This is a genomic window from Methylibium sp. T29, assembly GCF_000576205.1.
Lineage (GTDB): Bacteria > Pseudomonadota > Gammaproteobacteria > Burkholderiales > Burkholderiaceae_C > Methylibium > Methylibium petroleiphilum.
In genome coordinates this window covers 1-26,773 of sequence record NZ_AZND01000028.1, presented here as the reverse complement: position 1 = coordinate 26,773, position 26,773 = coordinate 1, and the positions used below count along the sequence as shown (strand labels likewise).

Below are 26,773 nucleotides of genomic sequence, written 5' to 3'. Positions count from 1 at the left end.
CCGGCGGCTGGGTGCTGCGCGGCAATGCCCGTCAGCTCGCCGCGGCCGGCAGCGTGCCGGTCGAAGGCACCCGAGTGGCCGTCAGGCGCGCGCTGGCCGACCCGAGCTACCGGCTGCTGAGCGCGGGCTTCTTCATCTGCGGTTTCCACGTCGCCTTCATCGCGACCCACCTGCCAGGCGTGGTGGCCGCCTGCCAGCTGCCGCCGTCGATCGGGGCGTGGGCGCTGGCGGTGGTGGGTCTGTTCAACATCGTCGGCAGCGTCGCGATGGGCTGGGCACTGAGCCACGGTGGCGGGCGCTGGCGCATGAAATCGATGCTGGCCATGCTCTATGCGTCCCGCGCGGTGATCGTGCTGCTGTTCCTGATCGCACCGAAGACCGAGGCGGTGATGCTGGTGTTCTCGGCCGCGATCGGCCTCACCTTCCTGGCCACCGTGCCGCCCACCGCGGGCCTGGTGGCGAAGTTCTTCGGGCCGGCTCACATGGCCACGCTGTTCGGCATCGTCATGCTGGCGCACCAGCTCGGCGGCTTCCTCGGGGCCTATTTCGGCGGCAAGGCCTTCGAGTGGACCGGTGCCTACGATGCCATCTGGATCGTCGACATCCTGCTGGCGGTCGGAGCAGCGCTGGTGCACCTGCCGATTCGCGAGCCCGGTCCGGCGACCCGCGCCGCCGCCGCGGCTCAGGCCTGAACCGTGTAGTTCAGCGCAAGCCGGCCGCCATCGGCGTAGACGATCTGGCCGGTCAGGTAGCTGGCCGCGTCGCTGGCCAGGAAGGCCACCACGTCGGCGATCTCGGCCGGCTCGCCCAGCCGCTTCAAGGGCGTGCGACCGAGGATGCGCTGGCGGGCCTCGTCGCTGGTCAGCACGGCCTGCGTGGCCAGCTCGGTGGCGATCGTGCCGGGTGCCACCGCATTCACGCGCACGCCGTGGTCGGCCAGCGCCAGGGCCATCGCGCGGGTGAGCTGGTTGATGCCGCCCTTGCTGGCGTTGTAGCTGGCGATCGTGGGGATGGCCATCAGGCCGTTGACCGAGCTCATGTTGACGATGACGCCGCGACCCTGGGACGCCATCGTGCGGGCGCAGGCCTGGCCGACGAGGAACGCGCCCTTGAGGTTGACGCCGATCACCGCGTCCCAGTCGGCCTCGGTGACGTCGAGGAAGTCGGCCGCCCTGAAGATGCCGGCGTTGTTGACCAGCACGTCGATCCGGCCGAAGGCCGCCAGCGTGGCGGCGTGCGCGGCCTGTACCTGATCGGCGCGCGACACGTCGCAGTGCCGGTAGATCGCCTGCACGCCGGCGGCGGCCAGGCGCGCGGCCATCGTCTGGCCGCGCTCGTCGTCCACGTCCCATAGCGCGACCGGTGCGCCCTCGCGCGCGAAGCGCTCCGCACAGGCCGCGCCGATGCCTTGAGCGGCGCCGGTGACCACGGTCACACGGCCCGAAAGCGCGAAGTTCACGGTGTTCATTCCGGCTCCCGAATGCCGAGAGCCCGCGCAAAGGGCGGGCTCTCCGCGAAGGCAGTTTAGTGCCGGCCGGCGCTGCGGCACAGCGCAACGACTGTGCGCGGATCAGGCAGCGTGGGTGACTTGCTTCATCGAGCGGCGCAACGCCACCGCGTCGGGCGTGGCCGATGCGCTGCCATCGAGGCGGAACACCTTCACCGTTTCCGCCAGCGTGCCCGACTGCTGCGACAGCGACACCGCCGATGCCGCCATCTGCTCGACCAGCGCGGCGTTCTGCTGCGTGATCGTGTCGAGCTGCGTGACCGCTTCGTTGATCTGCGAGATGCCGGTCAGCTGCTCGCGCGCGCCGTGGCTGATCTCGCTGATCAGTTGGCCGACCTGCTGCACCGTGCGCAAGGCGTCGTCCATCGTCGACCGGGCCGCGTCGGTGAGGCGGCTGCCGGTGTCGACCTTGGCGGCCGAGTCCTCGATCAGTTGCTTGACCTCCTTCGCCGCCGACGAAGTGCGCTGCGCGAGCGCCCGCACCTCGGAGGCCACGACCGAGAAGCCGCGTCCCTGTTCACCGGCCCGGGCGGCCTCGACCGCGGCGTTGAGCGCGAGGATGTTGGTCTGGAATGCGATCCCGTCGATCACCTGGATGATCTCGCCGATGCGCTGCGACGATGCGCTGATCTCGCCCATCGTGCGGGTGACGTCCTGCACCGCGTCGCTGCTGCGCTGGGTCACCGCCGTGGCCTGGGTGGCCAGGCGCGTGGCCTGCTCGGCGGAATCGGCGCTCTGGCGCACGGTGCCGGTGATCTGTTCCATCGAGGCGGCGGTCTCCTGCAGGCTGCTCGCCTGCGACTCGGTCCGTCCCGAGAGATCCTGGTTGCCCGAGGCGATCTCGCCGGTGACGACGCGCATCTGCTCGATCTCGTTGCGCGCGTCGCGCACGATGGACTGCAGGTTCACGTTCAACTGGTTCAGTCCTTTCGTGAGCTGGCCGACGAGGTCGTGGCGGTCGATATCGATCTTCTGCGTCAGGTCGCCGGCGGCCATGCGATTGGCGAACTGCACCAGCTGCGCGAGCGGAGCGATCGTCATCCGGTTCAAGTAGGCGGCGGCGGCCACCGAGCAGAGCAGCAGCGTGGCGATGGCCGTCAGCGCCGGGCCCAGCGCAGGCCACTGCAGCAGGCTACCGCCGGTGACGGCCGCACCCGTCACGAAGCCGGCCGATCCCAGCAGCGCGGCGACGACACCGAGCTTCACCTGAACCGGCAGGCGCAGCACATTCGAGAGGCGGCCCAGCCAGGTGTCGACCCGCAGGCGGCCGGCGTCGAAACGGTGGACCAGTTGTCCGGCGGCCTTCTCGGTACGCATCACTGCATAGAGTTCCTCGGCACGCTCGACATCGGCGCGATCCGGGGCCGTCCGCACCGACATGTAGCCGGTCGGCTGGTCGCCGCTCATGAGCGGCGTGACGTTCGCGATCACCCAGTAGCAGCTACCGTCCTTGCGACGGTTCTTGACCGGCGCCGACCACGGTTGGCCGGAGGCGATGGTGGCCCACATGTCGCGGAAGGCCTCCTCGGGCATGTCGGGGTGGCGGATCATGTTGTGCGGCTGGCCCAGCAGTTCTTCCCGTGCGTAGCCGCTGACCGTGATGAAGGCCGGGTTGCAGTAGGTGATGCGCCCCTTCAGGTCGGTCGTCGAGACCAGGGTTTCGCCGGCGGGGAAGGGGTACTCGCTGGCTGTCACGGGGGTGTTCAGGCGCATGGGATCCTTTGGCGCATCGATGTGTGCGCCGGATCATCGGCAGTGCGTCGCCTCCGCCATTTGATGCAGCGCAATATCGGAGCGTTGCCGCCATGGCCTCCGTGAGGTCCGTCACGGTGGGGGCTGCCGCCGGCGTTCAGCGTGCGCCGGGGGCGGGCGCCTGTGCGTTGCGCGCTTCGCGATCGAGCCACACGCCGAGGCCTTGCGCGTTGAGCTCGACATCCACCGTCAGCAACTCGTCGATCTGCGCATCGGAAAGCACGCTGCCAGCCGCCCGGAGTCTCCGGCGATAGAGCTGTGCCAGTCCGTGGCGCAGTTGCTGATCGCGATCGCCGGCCGTCGCAAGTGGTCGCGCCAGTGCGACCATTGCATCGATCTGCTCGAACAGCTGCTCGGCGAAAGAATCGACCTCGTCGATGCGGCTGTAGTGGGTGAGGTACATGCAGTCCGGGCGCTTCTCGAGCATGCGCGCGATCGAGGTCTTCAAGGGCCCGGGTTCGAACTGCACCGGCGTCGTCGTCGGCAGGACGTAACGACCGCCTGGGGTCCGGAACTCCGGATACGACAGGCCGAAGGTGTCGCCGGTGAACCAGCCGCGGCTGCGCTCGTCCCAGATGCAATGGTGGTGTCGCGCATGGCCGGGCGTCTCGATCAGCAGCAGCGGCCGGCCCGCCAGGTCGAGCACCATGCCGTCGTGGCTGGCGAGCACGCGCTCGGCCGGCACCGGCTGCACCGTGCCGTAGGTACGGGCCACTTCCTCGGCTCCATACACCGCGCTGGCACCCGCGACCAGTGCGCTCGGGTCGATCATGTGCGGCGCGCCGCGCGGATGCACCACCAGCCGGGCGTTCGGCAACTGCTGCATCAGCAGGCCGGCGGCGCCGGCATGATCGAGGTGCACATGGGTGACGATCACGTAATCGACCGCGCCGCGGTCCAGGCCCTGCACGTCGAGCGCGGCCAGCAGGCGCGGCAGCGCGTCGTTGATGCCGCTGTCGACGTAGGCGGCATGGCCGCCTTCGACGACGAGATAGGCCGCATCGAAGCGAGGCCGCATGAAGCCGGTGTCGATCGCGGTGATGCCGTGGCCAAGCGCTTCGAGGAACGGGAAGGTCGTCATCGCAGGACAGGCGGGGAGTGGTGGGAGGAGGCGATTCGATTGTAGGAATTGCCCGCCGGCGGCCTGTCCACCCGGGGACATGCGCGCCCGAATTCGGCACGGGCAGGCGGGATGTGCGACAATGCTTGCTGCGCTGCAAAAAGCAGCCTCCCTCACCCGCGCCGCGGGCCCCGAGGGTCAGTGCATCGTCACCAGTCCGGCCCCACCCGTTTCCCATCGGGGCCATTGCACCCAGTGCAGTCCGTCTGTTGGTCGATGTGTTTTGGACCAACCTGCCGCATCTCTGCATGCGGCGATGACGGACCCGCCGGCAACCCGGCGGGGATGCTTCGTGACTGCTTCGAATTTTGAATCCCTTGGTCTTGCCGCTCCGCTGCTGCATGCCGTGACCCAGCTCGGCTTCACTGCGCCCACCAGCGTGCAGGAACAAGCCATCCCCGCTGCCCTGAAGGGCGGCGACTGGATGGTGAGCAGCCAGACCGGCAGCGGCAAGACCGCGGCCTTCCTGCTGCCGGTGCTGCACCGCCTGCTGAATGCCGGTGCCGCCGAACAGACCCGCGTCGCGACGCCGCGCGCCGTGGTGCTGTGCCCGACCCGCGAACTTGCCCAGCAGGTGTCCGCCGACGCGATCGACCTGATGCGCGGCGTGGGCGAAGCGCTGCGCGCCGAAGCCAAGCAGCACCCGCTGCGCGACGCCGCGCGCGGCCTGCGCATCGCCACCGTGGTGGGTGGCATGCCGTTCGGCAAGCAACTGTTCGACCTGCGCGGCGCCCAACTCGTCGTGGCCACTCCCGGCCGCCTGCTCGACCTGCACAGCCGTGGTCAGATCCGCCTCGACGCGACGCAGGTGCTGGTGGTCGACGAGGCCGACCGCATGCTGGACCTCGGCTTTGCCGAGGACCTGGCGGCGATCGCCGACGCCACCGCCCAGCGCGACCAGACCATGATGTTCTCGGCCACCTTCGCGCCGCGGATCATGGCGCTGGCCAGCAAGCTGATGCGCTCGCCCGGCCGCCTGGAACTGGCGACCGCACACGACGTGCACAGCGACATCACCCAGACCCTGCACTGGGCCGACAACATGGGCCACAAGCAGGCGCTGCTGGAGCACTGGCTGCGCGATGCCGAGGTGGACCAGGCCGTGGTGTTCGCCAGCACCCAGGTCGACACCGAAGCCATCGCCGAGGCGCTGCAGCAGCAAGGCCACTCGGCCGTCGCGCTGCACGGCGCGATGCCGCAGGCGGTGCGCAACCGTCGTCTGCAGAACGTGCGTGACGGCCATGTGCGCGTGCTCGTCGCCACCGACGTGGCGGCGCGCGGCCTCGACGTGCCGAGCATCAGCCACGTCATCAACTTCGGCCTGCCGATGAAGGCTGAAGACTACGTGCACCGCATCGGCCGCACCGGCCGGGCCGGCCGCAGCGGTACCGCAATCACCATCGCCGAGCACCGCGAGCGCGGCAAGATCCGTGCGATCGAGGCCTTCACCCGCCAGCCGATCGAGGCCAGCGTGATCGTCGGTCTGGAGCCCACGCCGCAGCGTCCGCGTCCGGCCAAGCCGCTGCCGGGCCAGCGTCACGGTCAGGGCCGTGGTGGCCGCCCGTCGGGCGGCGGTTTCGGCGGCGGGCGCCGTGAGGGCGCTTCGCGCTTCGGATCACGCGACGGTCGCTGAGTGCCGCAAGGCGCTTTGCGGAATGAGGGCTGCCGAGAGGCAGCCTTTTTTCTTTCTGCAGGTGCGCTCGGCACGGGAGGACAGGAATTTTTCCCATTTCCATGCTGTCAGTTTTTTGTCAGGCTGAGGTCCGGCGCCTTGCTGCCGAACCGCTGTCCGATCGATCGGACAGCTTCTTGCAACCCTTCAAGAGGAGACCTGCATGAGCCTGCTGCGCACCCTGATCATCGCCATCGGCCCGATGCTGGGCACTTCCGTCGCGCTGGCGCAGAACGCGCCGGCCGCCAAACCGGAAACCAAAGCGACCCAGGCCAAGTCCGCGGCCCAGCCAACCGGTGGGCGCGACTGGACCCAGATCGACACGAACAAGGACGGCTATGTGTCGCCCGAGGAGATGGAAGTCTGGCTGAAGGCCAATCCCGGCCCGGCCAAGTGAAGCGGCGCTAGCGGCCCGTGGTGTCCGATGTCTTCACGACGCGGATGGCCTCGAGCCGCGTTTTCACACCCAGCTTCGAGTAGATGTTGCGGACGTGGAATTTCACGGTGTCGCGGCTCACGCACAGCGCGCTGGCGATCTCCTCGTTCGACTGGTAGTCGACCAGCATCGCGAGCACCTTGTGCTCGCGCTTGGTGAGGGGTTCCAGCGCCGCGGCGCGCCAGGGGGTGTCCGCAGGGGCTGGCGCGGTGCCGCTGGCCTCGATCAGCCGTCCCAGGAGGGCGCGGGCCTCGGCGCCGTTCTCGGGGGCTGCGGCCGGCAGGTTGGCATGGGCGCGCAGCAGTGCCGCCAGTGCCGGGCCTTCGTCGAGGAACATGCGCACGTAACGGCCGGGCGCCGCGAGTTCCAGCGCCAACTGCAGGCAGCGGTGCGCCGGCCGCGTCTGACCCAGACTGTGGTGCGCCAGCGCCGCCAGCGTCTGCAGCCGGATCTGTCGGTGCACGCGCCCCTGGCGCTGTGCGGCCGCTAGGCAGGCGCCGATCTCGTCGAGCGCCTGGGCCGCGCGGCCCGCATGCAGATCGAGCCGGATGCGGCCGATGCGCGGGCCGTCGGTCTCCTCCGAGAACCGCACCCAGTCGTCGGTGTCGCTGCGGCTCTCGGGTTGCAGGCGGGCGGCGAGCGTCTGCGCCCGATCGACGCGGCCCGCGACGAGTTCGCGGCGCACCCGCTCGCCCTGTATCAATTGCACGGCGCGCGGCCAGCGGCCGTTGTAGCTCAGCCGTTCGGCCTCTTCCAGAGTCTCCAGCGCGAGCGCGAGCTCCCCGCGCTGGTCGCGGATGCGGGCGACCGCCCGATAGCAGACCACGAGGTAGTCATGCAGCGAGGCCTCGACGATCATGTCGTGGAACTGCTCGAACAGCGCCAGCGCGTCGCCGGTCTGGTCGGCTTCGTAGAGCGCCATCACCAGCGCACAGGCCAGGCAGGCCTTCGAGACCGATTCCTCCAGCACCATGCGCCGGTCGGAGATCGCGCCGCGCAGGTGCTCCACGGCTTCGGGCAGCTGCCCCTGCGCCACCAGCGTGAGGCCCGAGTGCACCAGCGAGTAGGCCAGCGTGAAGGTCGCATTCGAGCGCTCGCTGAGCGAGCGGCCCTGCGCCAGGCTGTGCAGCGCCGGGCCGAACTCGCCGCGCATCATGCCGACGAAGCCGCGCACGTTGTGGCCGGCGGCGAGCTCGAAATTGCGGAAGCGGTTGGACGTCGGCTCGCGGTGCTCGGTATGCGCCACGTACTCCAGCGCGCGGGCCGGATCGTCCTGCAGGACGGCGGCCATCGACAGCGCCAGCCGCGGGTCGCCTTCGATCAGCCGTCGTGCCAGGTTGGCACGCAACACCGGCAGCAGCGGCGCCAGCTGCTCGTGCCGGATCAGGAACGTGAAGGCCCAAGACAGCTTGACCGCGATGCCCGGGCGCCGCGTGGCGGCATCGGCCGGCAGGCGGTGTGACCAACGGTCGACGGTGGCGAAGTGACCGTCCGGCACCAGCGCGTCGGACCAGTGGTCGAAGACCTCGCAGGCGCGGTCATCGTCACCGGCGCTCAGGTGGTGGTGCAGCGCTTCTTCCAGCTGGCCCTGCGACTCGAACCAGGCCGCGGCACGGCGGTGCACCGCGACCCGGCGCTCGGGTTGCGTGCGCGCCAGTTGCTCCTGGAGGAAGTTCGCGAAGATCGCGTGGTAGGTGAACCAGCCTTCGCCTGATTCCAGCCGCCGCACGAACAGCCCGTCGCGTTCGAGCGAGGCGAGCATCTCCTGCCCGTCGCTGCGGCCGAGCACGTCGTCGCACAGCGCGGCCGACATGCGCGACAGCACCGACGTCTGCAGCAGAAAGTCCTGCACCGGCGGCGGCTGCTGGCCGAGCACGTTCTCGGCGAGGTAGTCGGCCACCTCGCGCGGTGCGCCGCCGCACCCGCTGGCCAGCGAGTGACGCACCGAGGCCGAGCCCAGCGCGAGCCGGTACAGCTGCACCGCAGCGGGCCAGCCTTCGGTGCCGCGGAAGATGGCGTCGAGCTCGGTGTCGCTGACGCTCAGACCGCGGTCGGCGTCGAACACGTGGCGCATCTCCGCGCGCGAGAAGCGCAGGTCCTCGGCGCTGACCACCAGCGCCTCGTCGCCCACCACCAGCCGCGGCAGGCCCACTTCGGGCACGACGCGGCTCGCCAGGAACCAGCGGATGCGGTCGGGCGCGTTCGTGATCAGTTCGCGCAGCAGCCGCAGCGCACCGGGGTCGGTGATCGCGTGCAGGTCGTCCAGGAACAGGGCCACCGGCCGGCCGAGTTCGAGCAGCCGGCCGATCAGCCAGTCGGACCGCGGGGTGATGGTGCCGGCGCTTCCGGCGTAGTCCTCGTTCGGCGGAGTGGGCGACTGCGAGCCCAGCACGGTCAGCAGCGCCTGCAAATGCCCCAGCAGCCGGCGGATGTCGTTGTCGCTCTCGTCGAGCGAGAGCCAGCCGGTGAGGGCGCCGCCGCTCGCGCTGGCGGCCTGCGCCTGCAGCATCAGGCTGGTCTTGCCGTGCCCCGCGGGGCCCTGGAACACCACCACGCGCTCGGCGACATCGCGGAACAGCCGTGCGAGCAGCGCGCTGCGCTCCACCGCATGGCGGTGCGCGCGCGGAGGCAGGATCTTGTGGTTCAGCGGCAGCGGCACGAAGCCGGCCGGTACGGCGATCTTCAAGGGCGGGAAACCGGAGGAGAGACGGGGTCGATGTCGGCGCCGAGATTCTGCCTACGCAGCCTGAGGTTTGCTGCGGTGCAAACCCCTTCGGCCCGCCGTTCTGCCGAGGCCTACGGGAAACCACTAGCCCGTGCATCGGCCAAAAACTAGCCTGCGGGTGGGGGCGGCCGGCGGCACGCGTCGCGATGATCCGTTCAGGATCGACGCGCCGTGTGCGCCGTCGAGTGACCGTCAAGGAAAGGGACAACAGCAATGGACAAGGCAAGCTCCTCCTCGGGTTCGGCGGGTCGCGGCGCGCCGACCACACTCGATGTCGTGGTGGTCGGTGCCGGCTTCGCCGGCCTCTATGCACTGCACCTGCTGCGCAAGAAGGGCTACTCGGTGCGGGTCTATGAAGCCGGCGACGGCATCGGCGGCACCTGGTACTGGAACCGCTATCCCGGCGCGCGCTGCGACATCGAGAGCATCGAGTACTCCTATTCCTTCGACGAGCAGCTGCAGCAGGAGTGGGACTGGCCGGCGCGCTATGCCGACCAGGCCGACATCCTGAAGTACATCAACCACGTGGCCGACCGCTTCGACCTGCGGCGAGACATCCAGCTCGAGACGCGGGTCACGTCGGCGCACTTCGACGAGAAGGCCAGCCGCTGGACGGTGACGACCAACCGCGGCGAGACGGTCTCGGCCCAGTTCTGCATCATGGCGACCGGCTGCCTGTCGACGCCCAAGCAGGTCGACGTCGAGGGCATCGACGACTTCGCCGGGCAGTGCTATCACACCGCGGCGTGGCCGCGCGGCGGCGTCGACTTCAGCGGTCGGCGCGTCGGCATCATCGGCACCGGCTCGTCGGGCATCCAGGCCATCCCGCACATCGCGAAGCAGGCCAAGCACCTGACGGTGTTCCAGCGCACACCGAACTTCAGCATCCCGGCCTGGAACCATCCGCTCGACGACGAGCAGCGTCGCGTTCAGAAGGCCGAGTACGCCGACCTGCGCCAGCGCGAATGGAACTCCGTCCTCGGTATCTCGCGCTTCCCGGTCAACCCGAACCGCGCGCTCGACGCCACACCCGAGGAGCGCGAACGCGAATACGAGGCCCGCTGGGCGATGGGCGGCCTGAGCTTCTACACCTCGTATGTCGACCTGCTGGTCGATCCGCGGGCCAACGAGACGCTCGCCGAGTTCGCACGCCGCAAGATCCGCCAGAAGGTCAAGGACCCGAAGGTGGCCGAGATGCTGGTGCCCAAGGGCTACCCGTTCGGCACCAAGCGCCTGTGCGCCGACACCGACTACTACGAGACCTACAACCGCGACAACGTGACGCTGGTCGACCTTCGCGCCACACCGTTCCAGAAGTTCTCCGCCAGTGGCGTCACCACGCAGGACGGTCGATTCCACGAACTCGATGCGCTGATCACGGCCACCGGCTTCGACGCGCTGACGGGCACGCTGTGCAACATGGACATCCGCGGGCGCGGCGGCGAGGTGCTGGGCGACAAGTGGAAGGGCGGGCCGCGCACGGCGCTGGGCATCATGAGTGCCCGGTTCCCGAACATGTTCGTCACCACCGGCCCGGGCAGCCCGTCGGTGCTGTTCAACATGATCCTCGGCAACGAATACCACGTCGAATGGATCGTGCGGGCCATCGAGGACGTGCGCAAGGCCGGCCGTGTCGCCATCGAGCCGACGCAGGCGATCGAGGACTTCTGGTGCCAGCACGTCACCGATGTCGGCAACCAGACGCTCTTCACGCAAGCCGACTCCTGGTACATGGGCGCCAACGTGCCGGGCAAGCCGCGGCAGATCCTGCTGTATCTGGGGGGCTTCCCGGCCTACAAGGCCACCTGCGAGGACATCGTCGCGAAGGGCTACGAGGGCTTCTCGATGGTCTGAAGGGTCACCAGCGCGTGCGCGCCCGCTCGTCCAGCAGGTCGCCGTAGATGCGCCAGCGGCTGGCGCTGATCTCGCCGCGCTCGACCGCGGCGATCACCGCGCAGCCCGGCTCGTGGCGGTGGGTGCAGTTGTAGAACCTGCAGCCGCCGGCATGGGCGCGCAGGTCGGGCATGTAGCTGGCAGCTGCTCGGCCTCGATCTGCTGCAGGCCGAACTCCTGGAAGCCGGGCGAATCGATCAGCGCGCTGTTCGTCGCGCGGTCCAGCCAGTACCACTGGGTGGTGGTCGTGGTGTGCCGTCCGGAGTTGAGCGCCTGCGAGATCTCGCCGACCTGGGCCCGGGCGCCCGGCAGCAGCGCATTGATCAGCGTGCTCTTGCCGGTGCCCGACGGGCCGAGCACCAGCGTCGTTCGCCCGGCGAGCCGTTCGTTCAGCGTACCGGACGCGGCGTCGAACGCGTGCTTCAGCGACAGCTCGATCACCGCATAGCCCATCGCCCGGTAGGGTGCGAGGCGGGCGCGCTGGGCTTCGGCGTCCGGCAGGTCGGTCTTGTTGAGCACGATGGTCGCGTCGATGCCGGCCGACTCGGCGGCGATCAGCGCGCGCGTGAGCTGGGACTCGCTGAATTGCGGGTCGACCGCAAGCCAGATCAGCAGCTGGTCGAGGTTGGCCGCGAAGGACTTGGTCTTCCACTCGTCCTGGCGGAACAGCAGGTTGCGGCGCGGCTCCAGGTGCTCGATCACGCCCTCGTCCTGGTCGCCGCCGACCGGCAGCCAGCGCACGCGGTCACCGACGACCAGCGCGCTCTTCTTGCCGCGCGGATGGCAGATCAGGCGGCGGCCCTCGGGCGTCTCGACGATGTAGTGGCGGCCGTGCCCGGCCACCACGAGACCCAGGTCGAGCTCGACCGGACGGGTCAAGCGCGCCCCTTGCGCTTCATGTGAGCAGGGCGTCGAGCTTCGCCGCGCAGATGAAGTCGTTCAGCGAGATGCCGCCCACCGAGTGGGTGTTGAAGCGCACCGCGCAGCGGTCGTAGCTGACGGCGAGATCGGGGTGGTGGTCCTCGCGGTTGGCGATCCAGGCCACCGCGTTCACGAAGCCGATGGTCTCGTGGTAGTTCGCGAAGCTGTAGGTCTTCTCGATCGAACCTTCGACGAGTGACCAGCCGACCACCGTCTGCAGGTGCTTGCCGATCTCGTAGGGCGTCATGGCGCCGTCGGCCTGCGGCAGGCAATGCTGTTCGGACAGTTTCGTCATGCCAGGGCTCCCATCGCGGCCAACCGCTCCGAAGCGGGCGGGTGCGAGTAGTAGAAGCGCACGTAGAGCCGGTCCGGCGTCAGGGTCGAGGCGTTGTCCTCGTAGAGCTTGAGCAGCGCGCCGCCGAGATCGCGGGCGCTGGTCTGTGCGCAGGCGTAGGCATCTGCCTCGAACTCGTGACGGCGCGAGAGGCCGGCGAACAGTGGTGTGACGAAGAAGCTGAACACCGGGCCGACCAGCAGGAACAGCAGCAGCGCGAGCGCGTCGTTCGGTGCATCGAGGCTGGGCCGCACGCCCAGCCCGGCATAGAACCAGACCTGCTGCGACAGCCAGCCGAGCAGCGCGAAGCCGGCGAGACTGAGCGCGAACATCGCGACGATGCGCTTCGTGACGTGGCGGTGCTTGAAATGGCCCAGCTCGTGCGCCAGCACCGCCTCCACCTCGGGCGGCGACAGCTTGGACAGCAGCGTGTCGAAGAACACCACGCGCTTGGCGGCCCCGAAGCCGGTGAAGTAGGCGTTGGCGTGGGCCGAGCGGCGGCTGCCGTCCATCACGAACAGCCCCTTGGCTGCGAACCCGCAGCGCGCCATCAGCCCCTCGACGCGCGCTTTCAGCGCACCGTCCTCGAGCGGTTGGAACTTGTTGAAGATCGGCGCGATGACGGTCGGATAGAGCACCAGCACCAGCAGGTTGAAGCCCACCCACACGGCCCAGGCCCACAGCCACCAGGTCGCGCCGGCTGTGCCCATGAGCCAGAGGATCAGCGCGGCGATCGGCAGCCCGAGCAGCGCGCCCACCAGCACGCCCTTGGCCTGGTCGGCCAGCCACAGCCCGGGCGTCGTGTGGTTGAAGCCGTGGCGTTGTTCCAGACGGAAGGTGGTCCAGGCTTCGAAGGGCAGGTCGATCAGTCCGGTGATCAGCGCGAACGCCGCCAGCAGTGCGAGCTGGTAGCCCAGATCGCCGAGCGCGGGCCGGGCCTCGGCGAGCAGCCAGCCGTTCAGCGCATCGAGTCCGCCCAGCAGCGTCCAGCCCAGCAGCACCGCGGCGCCGAAGGCGGTGGTCAGCAGGCCCAGGCGCAGCTTGGCGAGCGTGTAATCGGCCGCGCGCTGGTGGGCTTGCAGGCTCACGGTGGCTTCGAAGGCCGCCGGCACGCTGTGGCGGTGGGTGGCAACGTGGCGGATCTGGCGGCTGGCGAGCCAGACCCGCAGCAGCAGGGAGCCGACCAGGAAAGCCGCGAAAAGCACGGTCAGGATGCTTGTCGTCATGGTGGATCAGTGTACGTGTTGACCGACAATTAACGGCTAGCAAGGATCCCCTCATGACCGAAACCGCCATCGCTTCCTCCCCGCTTGCCAAGAGCGAGCAGAACCTGATCTGGATCGACCTCGAGATGACCGGGCTCGATCCGCTCAACGACCGCATCATCGAGATCGCGGTCGTCGTCACCGACCCGGGTCTGACGGTGCGCATCGAGGGTCCGGTGTTCGCGGTGCACCAGAGCGATGCCGTTCTCGACGCGATGGACGCGTGGAACAAGGGCACGCACGGCCGCAGCGGCCTGATCGACCGCGTGAAGGCCTCGACCGTGGACGAGGCCGCTGCCGAGCGGCAGGTGATCGAGTTCCTGAAGGCGTACGTGCCGGCCGGCAAGTCGCCGATGAGTGGCAACTCGATCTGCCAGGACCGCCGCTTCCTCGCGAAGGACATGCCCGCGCTCGAGACCTTCTTCCACTACCGCAACCTCGACGTCAGCACGCTCAAGGAGCTGGCGCGGCGCTGGAAGCCGGCCATCCTGGACGGCTTCAAGAAGGCCCAGGCGCACACCGCACTGGCGGACATCCACGAATCGATCGACGAACTGGCCTATTACCGCGAGCATTTCCTCGCCCTCTGACGCGGGGCGCGGCCCGGAACGACAAAGGCCCGGCCTCTGGGAGGCCGGGCCGCTGCGCTCGGGGATGTCGGTCCTGGAACGCGGGGAGGGGCGGTGGCGCCCCGGGATCGACGGGTCAGTGGCGAGGCGAGTTGCCGCCGTCGGTGAACCAGTCGTCCTTGGCGCTGCGCTCCCATGACGACACCTGTTTCTCGGCTTCGTCCTTGGCCACGCCGTAGCGCTCCTGGATCTTGCCGGCGAGCTGGTCGCGCCGGCCGGCGATGACGTCGAAGTCGTCGTCGGTCAGCTTGCCCCATTGCTCCTTGGCCTTGCCCTTGAGCTGCTTCCAGTTGCCTTCGATGCGGTCCCAGTTCATGTGTGGATCTCCTTCAGGTGGGTTGCAGAAAGATGAAGGGCGGGTCAGCCCTTCACGACGATGGAGTTCTTCACGTCTTTCACGCCATTGGCGCGGCGCGCCAGCACTTCGGCCTGCGCCTTCTCCGTCGGGGTCTTGGCGAAGCCCGACAGCTGCACGGTGCCATTCAGCGTTTCCACGCTGATCGCGCTGGCGTCGACGGTCTTGTCCTCGACGAGCTTGGCCTTCACCGAGGTTGTGATGGTGGCGTCGTCGATGTACTGACCGACGGTCGACTGGCCGCGCTGCACCGCGCAGCCGCTGGTGACGACGAGGGTGGTGGCCGTGGCGGCCGCGATGAGCAGGGTACGGAAGTTCATGGTGGTTTCTCCTGAGGTCTCGGGGTGGAAGTGGTTGTCGCGAGCGGCACGCCGCCTTCCGGCGGGTCCTTCATCTCGTCCGCGTGCTCTTCCTCGTCACGCAGGATGTCTTGGCGTCAAAGATGGCGAAGGCTCGGATCGTTCATCGAAAGCTCCTTGGTGGGGTCGGTGTCACTGATCCTCGTTCTTGCTGCGGCGCAGGGTGCGGGCATCCGCGCTGCCGCTGTGCGGGTGCTCGGAGTCGGAACGACGCTGCGATTCCGAGCGCTTGTTGTGGTCCTGCTGGTCGCGCTGGCTGCTGACCAGGCCCACGCCGACCAGCACGGCGAACACGGCGATCAGCACGGCGTACCAGGTGCCGATCGAGGTAGCGGCCGGATCCGGGAACCCGGCCTGCGCCGAAGCCGTGCTGGCGATCAGCAGGCTCGTCGCGGTGAGGAGGAGGGCTCGGCATTTCATGGTGGGGTCGGCGATCGTTGGGGTGTGAACGGCATCGGTGTCGAGCACATCGGTACCGTCCTGCACCGTTGACCACACTGTAGAAACCGGCGCGTTCGCGAGGTATCAGCAGCCGGCGCGACGACCTGTAGGACGCGGCGCCATCCCGGCGTGCGTGCGTTGCACCCTTGGTGTCGTGCGTGCCCGCAGGCGAGAACGCCGACCCGAGCCGGAGAGCGTCCGGTCCGCGAGGCGGGTCAGACAGGAAGGGGGCGGTCCGACGAACGCGTGCCTCGGCACGCGCGGCTTCAGCGCGCTGCGGCGGCGGCCGGGGGAGGGGGGTCTGCGGCGTCGCCGCTGAGTGCGGGGTCGGGATCGTTGGCGGCCGCTGTAGCCGTGGCCGTGGCTGCGGGGGCGCCGCCGCCGTCGCCTGCTCCGGAGCTTCCGGTCCGTCGCGATCGGAGATCGGACCGTCCGGGGCTTGTCCCGCCAGGCTCGCCAGCAGCCGGCTCAGGTCACCGTTCGCCAGCAGAGTTGCAAGGCCCCCGGCGCTTAGCCAGCGCGACGGGCCGCCGCGGGGCCACAGTGCCGAAAGCAGAACCGACGACAGCGCGGCCTGGGGAAGCCAGCGCCACGGCCGCACGACCATCAGCAGCGCACCGGCCCCGGCGGCCAGCGCCACCAGGCGCAGCGGATGACGTTCGGCCAGCGGACCGACGATGCTGCGTGCTGCTGGTGCCGCGACCTCGGCGGCGACGTCGAACACCTGGTGCAGCGGATGGCGCTCCCACCAGCGCGTCAGCATCGAGACCAGCACGTCGAGCGTGCTGTCGTCGCCACCATCCGCGCCGTTCGGCCTCGTTTCCGAGGCGGACCGAGGTGGGTCGCGCCGCGGCGCACGGCGGTTGCCGACCCAGGTCTTGCGCAACCGTGCGCGCGAGCGCTCCAGGCGCTCGATGGGTGTCAGGGCTTCGGGGGGATGGGCGCGGCGTCCGGCTTCATGGCGCGAGACCTTCACGCACCATCGCCATGTCTTCGCGCAGTTGCGCGCGCAGGTTGCCGAAAGCGGGTCGCGCGTCGATGCGGCGTGCGGTGAACACGCCGAACACCGCCACGAGGCCGGGTACCAGCGGCACCACCCACAGCAGCCAGACGCGGCCGGCGTCGATCGCCGGCAGCGCGGCCCACAACATCAGCGCCACGCCGCCGAGGAGCAGTGCCGCGAGGCCAGCCACCGCGGCGACGGCGAGCCACAGCAGCCGCCGCACCCAATGGGCCTGCAGCTCCTGCAGCTCGTCGCTCGCCAGATCCGCGTACGCCGCCGCGTGCTCGACGAGGGCGTCAGGCTCGCTCGCCAGTACGCGGAGCAGCGGCAGCATGGTGGCCAGAGTCTCGGATCAGCGGCGGTCGCTGCGGCGGTGCGACAGGAACTGCGCGACTGCCATCAATGCGGCGCCGGCGGCTGCGGCGATCAGGACCGCCTTGACGGGCTCCTCCTGCACGTAGCGGACGCCACGGTCGCTGGCGTCGAGCGCGCGTTCGCGCAGTTGCACGGTGCGGTCACGCACCGCGTCGTAGCCGCGGTGCGCCAGATCCTCGGCCTGGTTCGCCAGGCGAACCGCCGCCGGGATCACGCGCTCGCGCACGCCGTTCACGGTCTGCTCGGCGCTGTCGGCCAGGCGGTTGGCGGCGTCGGCGGCCTGCTGGACCTGGGGTTGGATCGATGCGGTGCGGGGTGTGGACATGGCAACTCCTTGCGAGGTTGTGGAGAAGAGTATGCGCCTCTGCGGCGCGAACGACGGTGCTCGTGCGGCGGACCTCAGCCCTTGCGGATCAGGCCGAACAGGAAACTGGCGACGGCGAGGACCACGAACACGAAGAACAGGATCTTGGCGATGCCGGCCGCGCTGGCAGCAATGCCGCCGAAACCGAAGACGGCCGCGATCAGCGCGATGATGAAGAAGACGACGGCGTAGTGCAGCATGGAGGGCTCCTCTGTTGAGACGGTTCCCGGTGGGCCGGGAGGCCGGCGCGGGAATCGCACCGAACCGAAGCCTCAATGTAGAAGGGGGCCCCGATCGACCTATGAGACGCCACCGCCGGGTGCTGTCGTCCGCCACAGCACATCGCTGTAGGACGGCGCTCACGTGCCCGCTCAGGTGGCGAGCTCGTCGCCTTCGTCCGATGGGGAGGGCGCTTCGGCAGTCGCGCGCTCAGGCGCGAGCCCTCGCCGGGCCGAGACTCGACCTTCATCTCTCCGCCCTCGGCCTCCACGCGGAAGCGCATGCCGGCCAGACCGTGAGCGCCGCTGCGCACACGCTCGGGATCGAAGCCGCTGCCGTCGTCGCTCACCGAGATCTCGACGCCCTCCTCGCCGATCGCGCTCAGCCGCACCTCGACCTGCGTGGCCTTCGCGTACTTGGCGATGTTGGTCAGCGCCTCCTGCACGAAGCGGTAGATCGTGAGGTCGCCGCTGTCACCGAGCTTCACCGGCGCGAAGTCGGTGTGCACGGCCATGCCGGAGCGCTCGCCGAACTCGCGGGTCAGGATGTCGAGCGACACGGTCAGGCCCAGGTGGCCCAGCGCCGAGGGCCGCAGGTCCTCGATGATGCGGCGCTTGAGCGCGATCCCGCTGTTGAGCGCCTCGTTGAGATGCGCCAGCCGCTTCGCGGCCTCGGGAGTCACGGTCGGCAGGTGGGTGCGCAGCCGTGCGACATCGAGCTTGGCCGAGGTCAGCAGGGCACCGAGTTCATCGTGCAGTTCGCGTGCCAGGTGGCTGCGTTCGCTTTCCTGCGCGGTCTGCAGGTGGCGCGCAAGCACGGTGAGTTCGTGCGTGCGCTGGTTCACCTGCGACTCGAGCAGGTCGCGTTCGGCCTGCAGCGCCGCGCGCCGGCGTTCGCGTTCCAGTCCCAGCTCGCGCGTCTGCTTCAGGTAGAAATAGAACGCCAGCACGCTGAGCACCGTCATGGCCGCCACGCCGAGCCGGCTGATCAACAGCGTCTGCTTCACCTGCGACTGGTGATCCGCCAGGCGCTGCATCTCCACGCCGATCAGGCGATCGACCACGACACGTATCGTCTGCTGCATCTCCAGCCCGACGTCGAGTTGCAGCAGGCTGCGCCAGGCGTCCTCGCGGCCCTCCCGGTGCAGCTGGATCGTTTCGGACATCTCCGACAGCTTCTTCTCGATGGCTCGCGCCAGCGTCTCGAAGTCGGTCAGCTGCGCAGGGTGGGTCGCGTAGTACCTCGACAGGGACGGCAGCAGCTCCTTGATTTGGGTTACCGCGTTGCGGTAGGGCGTGAGGTAGGCTTCCTTGCCGGTCAGCAGGTAGCCGCGCTGGCCGGTCTCGGCATCGACCATGTAGCGCAGCACGCGGCCGACGTGGATGCGTGCATCGACGGCGGCGTTGGTCTCCTGGATGGCTGCCAGCGAGCTGTGGTAGGAGGTCTCACTGATCAGCAGCAGTGCCAGTGCCACCAGCAGTGCGAGCGGAAAACTGAGGGCGGACTTGCGCCACAGGCGAGTGCGTGTCATGCGTGAGGCTCGGCGTGATCGCCGACGGGTGAGGGTGTGCAGGATGCACGGGTCACCACGGGCGACCTAGAATCGTTCGCACCGCGGCCCTGATCAGCGAAGTCCATGTCCATCAAAGTTGCGATCGTCGATGACCACGCCATCGTGCGTGCCGGTTTGCGCCAGTATCTCGCCGAGCAGATGGATCTGCAGGTCGTCGCCGAAGCCTCCAACGGCCGCGAGGCGATGGACCTGGTGCGCGCCGGCGGCATCGATGTGCTGATCCTCGACGTGTCGATGCCCGACCAGAACGGCGTCGACGTGCTGTCGGGCATCCGCGCACGCGCGCCCGAGCTGCCGGTGCTGATCCTCAGCTCCTATCCCGAGACGCACTACGCCACCGCCTTGCTCAAACAGGGCGCCAGCGGTTACCTGAACAAGGAGTGCGATCCTCAGGAGATCCTCACCGCGGTGCGCACGCTGTCGCGCGGGCGGCGCTACATCACGCCGGCCGTGGCGGAGCTGCTGGCCGATCAGCTGGGTGGCGGCAAGGCCGAAGGATTGCCTCATGAGCAGCTGTCCGAGCGCGAGTTGCAGGTGTTCCTGCGCCTGGCACAGGGCGAGACCATCGGGGCCATTGGCGAGAGTCTCTCGTTGAGCGTGAAGACGGTCAGCACCTACCGCACGCGGGTCATGGAGAAGATGAAGCTCGCGTCCAACAGCGACCTCACCTACTACGCGCTGAAGAACGGCCTGATCCAATAGCGGGCGCGGCGGCGCCCGGCGTTTCACGCCACGGATGCGGCCTGCGCGCCATCGGGCAGATGGCCGCAGAAGTCGATCAGGCCGTCGATCTCGTTGGACTTGTCGAACACCGCGTCGGCGCGCAGTTCCATGCATTTCATGCGCAGGTCGATCGTCGCGTAGTTGCTGAAGACCACCAGCTTGCGCTCCGGAGGGCGATGCTTGCACGCTTGCAGCACGCCGAGCCCCGAACCCTGCTTGAGAAACAGGTCGACGATCAGCAGATCCCAGCCGTCGGGGTGTTCGGCCAGCCATGCGAGTGCGCCCGCTTCGCCGTCGGACCAACCGACCACGGACACCGGCGTCAATTCTTCGAGGGTATCAATGAGATTGGCCCGGATGACCGGGCTGTCTTCGACGATGAAAACGCGACGCGATGGCATGAAATGCAGGGCAGGGGTGAATGGGGCCGCAGGATCGCTGCCGCCACCATGTGTCTTTTGATGTTATCGGAGACGATGGGTGCGCCGCGTCAGTGCGGGGCGGTTGAGCGTGTAGTCCTGTTCCTACACGGCGGACGCTGCCCGGCCTTCGGTCCCCAACTTCAGTCTGGCGCTGCGTGAGCCGCGCGCCAGGCCAGGATGGCGCGATCCAGCCATGCGCGCACCGAGCGGTCTCGCGGCACGGTCAGGCCCAGAACGGCCCCGGCCGTCGCCAGCGTGGCCGCCGGGTCGGACAGATGAAGTGCGGGCGCCCCATGCTGTTTGCTGAGCTTCTCGCCGTCAGCCGCGCGCACCAGCGGCGTGTGCAGGTAGCGCGGTGTCGGCAGGCCCAGCGCACGCTGCAGCAGGATCTGGCGGGCGGTGTTGTCGGCGAGGTCCTCGCCGCGCACCACGTGGGTCACGCCCTGCGCCGCGTCGTCCACCACCACCGCAAGCTGGTAGGCCCACAGACCGTCGGCGCGCCGCAGCACGAAATCGCCGACGGCCCGATCGACGGCCTGCCGCTGCGCACCCAGTCGCCGATCGTTCCAGTCCACGAGCGCCGCCGCGGGCAAGTGCAGCCGCCAGGACCGGGCTCTGCGGTCGTGCAGCCCACCGTTCTCGGGCCGGCAGGTGCCCGGGTAGACGAGTTCGGCGTGGCGTGAGGGCAGCAGGCCGCGGGCCGAGTTCGCTGCGACGATCTGTTGCCGCGTGCAGGCGCACGGATACGCCATACCGTCCTGCTGCAGGCGATCGAGCGCCGCCTGGTAGAGCGCGCCGCGCTCGCTCTGGCGCAGTGGCGGCGCATCCGGGCGCAGGCCCAGCTGATCGAGCTGGCTCAGGATCTCGGCCTCGGCGCCGGGCACGCAGCGCGGCGTATCCACGTCCTCGATGCGCACCAGCCACCGCCCGCCGTGGGCGCGCGCGTCCAGCCAGCTCGCCAGCGCCGCGACCAGCGAGCCGGCATGCAGCGGGCCGGTGGGAGAGGGCGCGAACCGGCCGACGTAGAGAGGAGGTGGGCGCGGGTTCACGGCGCGGTCCGGTCCTGCGCGATGCCGGGGTATCGCGCCAGGCTCAGGATGCGGCGGGCGCGAGTTCGGCGAGCGAGGCCAGCAGGTCGCCGAAGCGTTCGCCCTGCACCACCACATGCGCGCGCAAGGTGTTGGCCGCCGCCTCGGCGTCGCCCGCCAGCACCGCACGGACGATGGCATCGTGCTCGGCGAACGAGGTGTTCATGCGGTTGCGCACCCGCAGTTGCAGGCGGCGGTAGGGCCGCAACCGGCGGTTCAGCGACTGCGCCTGCTCGTTCAGGAAGCCGTTGTGGCTGCCTTCGTACAGCGCGAAGTGAAAGCGCTCGTTGCACAGGTAGTAGGCCTCGGGGTCGCTGTCGGAGCGCGCCTGCTCGCAGGCCTGGTGGGCGCGCACGAGTTCCGCGCGCTCCTTGTCGGTCATGCGCCTCGCGGCCAGGCGACCGCACATCGCCTCCAGCTCGCTCATCACCTCGAACATCTCGATCAGCCGGGCGGGGCCGATGGCGGCCACCACCGCGCCGCGCCGTGGCCGCAGCTCGATCAGGCCTTCGGCGGACAGCTGGATCAGCGCCTCGCGCACGGGGGTGCGCGAGACGCCGTGGCGTTCCACCAGCGTGGCCTCGTCCAGCGTGCTGCCGGGCGCCAATTCACCGGTGGCGATCTGCTCCTCGATCAGATCGCGTAGCTGTCCCGATATCTTCATGACCCCATTTTGCATGCCACCACCCCTCAGGGCATCCACCAGGGTTGACGACAGATGTGATGATGGGTTTAATGTATACATAAAATGATATAGACATACATAAGGCGATTCACCAGGAGACACGCCATGCTTCAGAAGACCCTTTTCCTCGCCCTGTCACGCTTGCTGCCCAGGGTTGCCGTGCTGCTTGCCGCTGTGCTGGCGGGCAGCCTGCAGCCGGCGCTCGCGCAGGCCTGGCCGGCCAAGCCGGTGACGGTCATCGTGCCCTTCCCGGCCGGTGGCGGCACCGATGCCTTCGCGCGGCCGCTGTTCGCGCAGCTGACCAAGCAGCTCGGCCACCAGGTGATCATCGACAACAAGGGGGGCGCCGGCGGCAACGTGGGCGCCACGCTGGCGGCCAAGGCCGCGCCCGATGGCTACACCTGGTTCATGGGCGCGGTGCACCACGCTATCGCGCCGGCGGTCTACCCCAAGCTCGACTACAACCTCGGCGCCGACTTCGTGCCGGTGGCCCTGCTGTCGAGCGTGCCGCAGGTGATCGTCGTCAACCCGCAGCGCCTGCAGGTGAAGGACGTCAAGGAGTTCCTGGCCTATGTGCGCGCCAATCCGGGCAAGGTGAATTACGGCTCGGCGGGCAATGGCACCTCGCACCATCTGGCCGGTGAACTGTTCAAGCTGCAGACCCAGACCTTCATCACGCACATCCCCTATCGTGGCGCCGGTCCGGCGCTGCAGGACCTGATGGCAGGTCAGGTGGACGTGATGTTCGACGGCCTCGGATCGTCGGCGGCGCACATCAAGGGGGGGCGTCTCAGGGCGCTGGCGGTGGCCGGCGAGAAGCGTGCCGCCGGCTATCCCGACATCCCGACGGTCGCCGAGAGCGGCGTGCCGACCTACCAGGTGGCCACCTGGTATGGGCTGTGGGCGCCCAAGGGCACGCCGCAGGCGGCGATCGACCGCATGACCGCCGAACTGCAGAAGGCCCACGGCACGAAGGAGATCAAGGACGCCTGGACGACGCTCGGCGCCGACACGCCCACTCTCTACGGTACGGCCTTCGGCGACTTCGTCAGCGCGGAGACCAAGCGATGGGCCGGCGTGGTGAAGGCCTCCAACGTGAAGCTCGACTGAGGCCGTGTCCGGGCCGCCGTGCCCGGACCGATGCCGACGCGCACGAGCCCGTGGCACAGAGCCGCTGCGAGCGACACCATGGCTGCCCCTCCCCGCGATGCCACCGCGGCCGTCCGTGTCGACGAGGCGATCACCTTCCGCCGGCTCGAGATCCTGCTGGCCTTCATGGAGACCGGGAATCTCGCGCGCGCCGCGGAGAAGCTCGACACCAGCGCGGTCAGCGTGCACCGTGCCCTGCATGCGCTGGAAAGCGGTCTGCGTTGCGCGCTGTTCCGCCACGAGGGCCGGAACCTGCACCCCACCGACGCTGCGCAGGCACTGGCGGAGGTTGCGCGCGAGGTGCTGCGCGGCATGACGGAGGGCATCCGGTCCACCCGCGAAGTGGCGGGCTATTCGGCCGACCGCATCCGCATCGGATCGCTCTACTCGCTGACCCACCAGACGGTGCCGGCGCTGGTCATGGGCATGAAGCTGCGCAAGCCCGACGTGCAGACCGAACTGGTGCTCGGCTCCAATGCCGACCTGCTGCAGAAGCTGCGCGACGGCAGCGTCGATGCTGCGCTGATGGGGTCGCCCGAGAGCGCCGCCGACGTGGAATCGGAACCGCTGTTCGAGGACGACATCTTCTTCGCCGCGCCGGCCCGCTCGCGCTATGCGGCGCTGCAGGAGGTCGACCTGTCCGCTTGCGCCGAGGAGCGTTTCGTCTCCCTGAGCGAAGGCTTCGTGACCTACGGCGGATTCCTGGAGTCGTTCCGCATCGCCGGCTTCACGCCGAACGTCGTCATGAAGACCGGCGACATCTTCTCGCTGATGAACCTGGTGAGCGGTGGCATCGGCTGCACGCTGCTGCCGGGGCGGGTGCGCAGCGTGATGCCGCAGGACGTGCAGTTCATCCCCTTGCAGCCCAGATACCTGATGCGCCAGACCATCGGCCTGCACTTCCTGCGGACGCGCGAGCGCGATCCGAATCTGCTGGCGCTGCTGGCGGTGTGCCGACTCGCAAGGGCCAAGCCCCTTTGAGGCTGGGCATGAGCGTTCGCGGGTTAACCCTCGATCGTTTCATCCGGCGTAATCGTCGACCTCGCTGCTTCATTGATCGTCCCGGACGGCGTGCGTACCTTCTGGCCACGCACAAACGGCGCCCGCGTGCCGTACCAAAACCCCGTCGGAGACAAATCGATGAGTGCTCACTGGATTTCCATCTGCACGTTGATCGGCATGTTCGTGCTCGCCACCGTGCTGCCGATCAACATGGGCGTGATCGCCTTCGTCGGCGCCTTCCTTGTCGGCACGCTGGTGGCCGGCCTGAACGCCAAGGCCATCCTGGGGGCTTCCCCGCCGATCTGTTCCTGACCCTGGTCGGCATCACCTACCTGTTCGCGCTGGCGCAGAACAACGGCACGATCGACTGGCTCGTCAAGCTGGCGGTGCGGGCGGTACGCGGGCGCATCGCCGCCATCCCGTGGATCATGTTCTTCATTGCGGCGTTGCTCACGTCCGTCGGCGCGGTCAGTCCCGCGGCCGTGGCGATCATCGCGCCGATCGCGCTCGGTTTCGCGGCCAAGTACGGCATCAATCCGCTGATGATGGGCTTGATGGTCGTGCACGGCGCGCAGGGCGGCGGCTTCTCGCCGATCAGCATCTACGGCGGCATCACCAACAAGATCGTCGCCAAGGCGGGCCTGCCGCTCAGCGAGATGACGACCATGCTGGCGAGCCTGGGGGTCAACTTGACGGTGTCGCTGCTGCTGTTCTTCATGTTCGGCGGCATGAAGCTGCTGCGTCAGAAGGCCGACGCGAGTGGCGAAGTCCCTGCCGTGCGCCGCACAGCGCACGGTCAGGGCGGAGCCCAGGTATACGGCGATGCCGAAGCAGAGGCGCTCACGGAAGAGCACCGCACCGCCATTCGGGACGACGATTCCCTGATGAATGCCGCACCGGTGGCATCCGCGGACACGGGTTCACGCGCCTATCAGCTGGCCACCGTGGCCGGCCTGATCGGACTGGCCGTGCTGACGCTGTTCTTCAAGCAGGACATCGGCTTCGTGTCGATCTCCATCGGCCTGCTCCTGACGCTGATGGCGCCCAACCTGCAGAAGCGCGCTCTGGGGCAGGTGTCGTGGCCGGAGATCATGCTGATCGTGGGCGTCAGCACCTTCGTGGGTGTGATGGACAAGATGGGCACGATCGACTTCGTGGGACACAGCGTCGCGGGGCTTACCTCGCCGCTGATGGCCGCGTTGCTGTTGTGCTTCGTCGGCGCGGTGGTGTCCGCCTTCGCCTCCTCGACCGCGGTGCTCGGGTCGCTGATTCCGCTGGCGGTGCCCTTCCTGCAGGGCGATGCCGGCGTCAGCGCCATCGGCTTCATCGCCGCGATGGCGGTGTCGTCGACCATCGTCGACGTGAGCCCGTTCTCCACGAATGGCGCACTGGTTCTTGCCAACGCCAAGGGCATCGACCGCGACGTGTTCTTCCGGCAGCTGTTGGTGTACGGCGCCATCGTGACGCTGGTGGCCCCGGTGGTGGTGTGGCTGCTCTTCGTCGTGCTCTGAGGCGGCCGGTGAGCGCGGTCTGAATTCAATCCAACCCATCGGAAATCCATGGAAGCCAGACACTGGAACTCCAAGGCCGACGAGCGTGCCGCCCGGCTGGCGCGCGCGAGCAGCGCGCTCGGCGCACGGCTCACCGGCAAGTGCGTCGATGCCGCGGCGATCACCACCCTGCTCGAGGCGGTGATCGCTTCCGGAGATCGCGTCTGCCTCGAGGGCAACAACCAGAAGCAGGCCGATTTCCTGGCGAAGGCGCTGGTGAAGATCGATCCGAAGCGGGTCCACGGACTGCACATGGTGCAGTCGGTGCTGGCCCTGCCGGAGCATCTGGACATCTTCGAGAACGGCGTCGCATCGCGGCTCGACTTCAGCTTCTCGGGGCCTCAGGGCGCACGGCTGGCCCAGCTGGTGTCGGGCGGTCGCATCGAGATCGGCGCGATCCACACCTACCTCGAACTGTTCGCGCGCTACTTCGTCGACCTCACGCCCAAGGTGGCCCTGGTCGCCGCGCAGGCGGCCGACGCACAAGGCAACCTCTACACCGGCCCCAATACCGAAGACACGCCGGCCATCGTGGAGGCGACGGCGTTTTCCGGCGGCATCGTGATCGCGCAGGTCAACGAACTGGTCGATGGCAAGACCACCACGCTGCCGCGCGTCGACGTCCCGGCCGACTGGGTCAGCTTCGTGGTGAAGGCGCCGCACCCCAACTTCATCGAACCGCTCTTCACCCGCGATCCCGCGCAGATCAGCGAGATCCAGGTGCTGATGGCCATGATGGCGATCAAGGGCATCTACGGCGAGTACGGCGTGCAGCGCCTGAACCACGGCATCGGCTTCGACACGGCGGCGATCGAGCTGCTGTTGCCGACCTACGGCGAATCGCTGGGGCTGAAAGGAAAGATCGGCAAGCACTGGGCCTTGAACCCGCACCCGGCGCTGATTCCGGCCATCGAGGCCGGGTGGGTCGAATCGGTGCACTCCTTCGGCTCCGAGCTCGGCATGGAGGACTACGTCCGCGCCCGCTCCGATGTGTTCTTCACCGGGCCGGACGGCAGCCTGCGCAGCAACCGGGCCTTCTGCCAGGCGGCCGGGCACTACGCCTGCGACATGTTCATCGGCTCGACCCTGCAGATGGATCTTGACGGCAACAGCTCCACCGCCACGCTGGGACGCATCGCCGGCTTCGGTGGCGCGCCCAACATGGGCGCCGACGCGCGCGGCCGGCGCCACGCCAGCCCCGCCTGGCTGAA

24 protein-coding genes and 3 pseudogenes are annotated in these 26,773 nt (G+C 68.7%); 10 read left to right on the top strand and 17 right to left on the bottom strand.

Annotated features, from left to right (window positions below):
* Positions 1–692 (top strand): MFS transporter (locus x551_RS06180; RefSeq protein WP_036247867.1); only part of this gene is annotated, 692 nt, incomplete at its 5' end.
* On the opposite strand, the gene x551_RS06175 is transcribed toward x551_RS06180, so the two are convergent.
* From x551_RS06175 to x551_RS06165, 3 genes are all read right to left on the bottom strand, one after another.
* Positions 683–1,468 carry an SDR family NAD(P)-dependent oxidoreductase gene (locus x551_RS06175; protein ID WP_011830503.1) on the bottom strand — a complete coding sequence of 262 codons (786 nt, stop codon included), beginning with the start codon at positions 1,466–1,468 and terminating at the stop codon, positions 683–685. The two genes, x551_RS06180 and x551_RS06175, sit on opposite strands and share 10 nt — an antisense overlap.
* A 102-nt stretch (positions 1,469–1,570) precedes the next feature.
* The gene (locus tag x551_RS06170; protein WP_036231960.1) at positions 1,571–3,220 is read right to left on the bottom strand and encodes a PAS domain-containing methyl-accepting chemotaxis protein; all 1,650 of its coding nucleotides are present in this window, start codon (positions 3,218–3,220) and stop codon (positions 1,571–1,573) included.
* Positions 3,221–3,356: 136 nt separating this feature from the next.
* The gene (locus tag x551_RS06165) at positions 3,357–4,340 is read right to left on the bottom strand and encodes an MBL fold metallo-hydrolase (protein ID WP_011830501.1); all 984 of its coding nucleotides are present in this window, start codon (positions 4,338–4,340) and stop codon (positions 3,357–3,359) included.
* Between the two features lie 295 nt (positions 4,341–4,635).
* Here x551_RS06165 and x551_RS06160 point away from each other — a divergent pair.
* A pseudogene (locus tag x551_RS06160) lies at positions 4,636–5,871 on the top strand (DEAD/DEAH box helicase); the annotation flags it as partial.
* 343 nt (positions 5,872–6,214) lie between these two features.
* Positions 6,215–6,448, top strand: coding sequence for a hypothetical protein (locus x551_RS06155; protein ID WP_011830499.1), 234 nt, complete (start codon positions 6,215–6,217; stop codon positions 6,446–6,448).
* Between the two features lie 7 nt (positions 6,449–6,455).
* Here x551_RS06155 and x551_RS06150 read toward each other — a convergent pair whose 3' ends face one another.
* Entirely contained in the window at positions 6,456–9,173 is a 2,718-nt protein-coding gene (locus x551_RS06150) for a LuxR C-terminal-related transcriptional regulator (protein WP_051495689.1), read from the bottom strand.
* Between the two features lie 252 nt (positions 9,174–9,425).
* Here x551_RS06150 and x551_RS06145 point away from each other — a divergent pair, with 252 nt between their 5' ends.
* Positions 9,426–11,066, top strand: a complete 1,641-nt coding sequence (locus x551_RS06145; protein WP_036231957.1) for an NAD(P)/FAD-dependent oxidoreductase — start codon at positions 9,426–9,428, stop codon at positions 11,064–11,066.
* A gap of 4 nt (positions 11,067–11,070) precedes the next feature.
* On the opposite strand, the pseudogene rsgA reads toward x551_RS06145, so the two are convergent.
* The 3 genes and pseudogenes from rsgA to x551_RS06130 form a co-directional block, all read right to left on the bottom strand.
* Positions 11,071–11,984 (bottom strand): annotated as a pseudogene (gene rsgA, locus x551_RS06140) (ribosome small subunit-dependent GTPase A).
* Between the two features lie 16 nt (positions 11,985–12,000).
* Positions 12,001–12,321, bottom strand: coding sequence for a 4a-hydroxytetrahydrobiopterin dehydratase (locus tag x551_RS06135; RefSeq protein WP_036231951.1), 321 nt, complete (start codon positions 12,319–12,321; stop codon positions 12,001–12,003).
* A complete protein-coding gene (locus x551_RS06130) occupies positions 12,318–13,586 on the bottom strand; it encodes a M48 family metallopeptidase (protein ID WP_036247861.1) in 1,269 nt (422 codons plus the stop codon). Before x551_RS06130 ends, x551_RS06135 begins: the two co-directional genes overlap by 4 nt.
* Positions 13,587–13,639: 53 nt before the next feature.
* On the opposite strand from x551_RS06130, the gene orn reads away from it, so the two are divergent.
* A complete protein-coding gene (gene orn / locus x551_RS06125; protein ID WP_011830493.1) occupies positions 13,640–14,215 on the top strand; it encodes an oligoribonuclease in 576 nt (191 codons plus the stop codon).
* A gap of 115 nt (positions 14,216–14,330) precedes the next feature.
* On the opposite strand, the gene x551_RS06120 is transcribed toward orn, so the two are convergent.
* The 7 genes from x551_RS06120 to x551_RS06090 form a co-directional block, all read right to left on the bottom strand.
* Positions 14,331–14,570, bottom strand: a complete 240-nt coding sequence (locus tag x551_RS06120) for a CsbD family protein (protein ID WP_011830492.1) — start codon at positions 14,568–14,570, stop codon at positions 14,331–14,333.
* Positions 14,571–14,614: 44 nt separating this feature from the next.
* On the bottom strand, positions 14,615–14,929 hold the full coding sequence (locus tag x551_RS06115) for a BON domain-containing protein (protein ID WP_011830491.1): 315 nt from the start codon (positions 14,927–14,929) through the stop codon (positions 14,615–14,617).
* Positions 14,930–15,100: 171 nt separating this feature from the next.
* Complete coding sequence (locus x551_RS06110) at positions 15,101–15,436, bottom strand: hypothetical protein (protein ID WP_011830490.1); 336 nt, start codon at positions 15,434–15,436, stop codon at positions 15,101–15,103.
* Between the two features lie 929 nt (positions 15,437–16,365).
* Positions 16,366–16,746, bottom strand: a complete 381-nt coding sequence (locus tag x551_RS06105) for a hypothetical protein (protein WP_011830488.1) — start codon at positions 16,744–16,746, stop codon at positions 16,366–16,368.
* 18 nt (positions 16,747–16,764) lie between these two features.
* The gene (locus x551_RS06100) at positions 16,765–17,112 is read right to left on the bottom strand and encodes a hypothetical protein (protein ID WP_011830487.1); all 348 of its coding nucleotides are present in this window, start codon (positions 17,110–17,112) and stop codon (positions 16,765–16,767) included.
* Between the two features lie 74 nt (positions 17,113–17,186).
* Positions 17,187–17,351: a DUF1328 domain-containing protein gene (locus x551_RS24130; RefSeq protein WP_011830486.1), complete on the bottom strand. Its 165-nt coding sequence runs from the start codon at positions 17,349–17,351 to the stop codon at positions 17,187–17,189.
* Positions 17,312–18,901, bottom strand: coding sequence for a CHASE3 domain-containing protein (locus x551_RS06090; protein ID WP_081771234.1), 1,590 nt, complete (start codon positions 18,899–18,901; stop codon positions 17,312–17,314). The genes x551_RS24130 and x551_RS06090 overlap by 40 nt, the downstream gene beginning before the upstream one ends.
* A 105-nt stretch (positions 18,902–19,006) precedes the next feature.
* On the opposite strand from x551_RS06090, the gene x551_RS06085 reads away from it, so the two are divergent.
* Positions 19,007–19,645, top strand: coding sequence for a response regulator transcription factor (locus x551_RS06085; RefSeq protein ID WP_011830484.1), 639 nt, complete (start codon positions 19,007–19,009; stop codon positions 19,643–19,645).
* A 23-nt stretch (positions 19,646–19,668) separates the two neighbouring features.
* Here the strand turns inward: x551_RS06085 and x551_RS06080 are convergent, their stop codons facing one another.
* The 3 genes from x551_RS06080 to x551_RS06070 all read right to left on the bottom strand — a co-directional run bounded on the left by x551_RS06080 (position 19,669) and on the right by x551_RS06070 (position 21,840).
* Positions 19,669–20,067: a response regulator gene (locus x551_RS06080; RefSeq protein ID WP_011830483.1), complete on the bottom strand. Its 399-nt coding sequence runs from the start codon at positions 20,065–20,067 to the stop codon at positions 19,669–19,671.
* A gap of 161 nt (positions 20,068–20,228) precedes the next feature.
* On the bottom strand, positions 20,229–21,137 hold the full coding sequence (gene gluQRS / locus x551_RS06075; RefSeq protein WP_036231938.1) for a tRNA glutamyl-Q(34) synthetase GluQRS: 909 nt from the start codon (positions 21,135–21,137) through the stop codon (positions 20,229–20,231).
* A 43-nt stretch (positions 21,138–21,180) separates the two neighbouring features.
* Complete coding sequence (locus x551_RS06070) at positions 21,181–21,840, bottom strand: GntR family transcriptional regulator (RefSeq protein ID WP_036231936.1); 660 nt, start codon at positions 21,838–21,840, stop codon at positions 21,181–21,183.
* Between the two features lie 126 nt (positions 21,841–21,966).
* Between x551_RS06070 and x551_RS06065 the strand changes: the two genes are divergently transcribed.
* The 4 genes and pseudogenes from x551_RS06065 to x551_RS06050 form a co-directional block, all read left to right on the top strand.
* Positions 21,967–22,971 (top strand): tripartite tricarboxylate transporter substrate binding protein, encoded by a 1,005-nt coding sequence (locus x551_RS06065; RefSeq protein WP_036231934.1) that lies wholly within the window; start codon positions 21,967–21,969, stop codon positions 22,969–22,971.
* Between the two features lie 78 nt (positions 22,972–23,049).
* Positions 23,050–23,991, top strand: a complete 942-nt coding sequence (locus tag x551_RS06060; protein WP_036231931.1) for a LysR family transcriptional regulator — start codon at positions 23,050–23,052, stop codon at positions 23,989–23,991.
* A gap of 159 nt (positions 23,992–24,150) precedes the next feature.
* A pseudogene (locus tag x551_RS06055) lies at positions 24,151–25,523 on the top strand (SLC13 family permease).
* 48 nt (positions 25,524–25,571) lie between these two features.
* Positions 25,572–26,773 (top strand): malonate decarboxylase subunit alpha (locus x551_RS06050; RefSeq protein ID WP_036247857.1); only part of this gene is annotated, 1,202 nt, incomplete at its 3' end.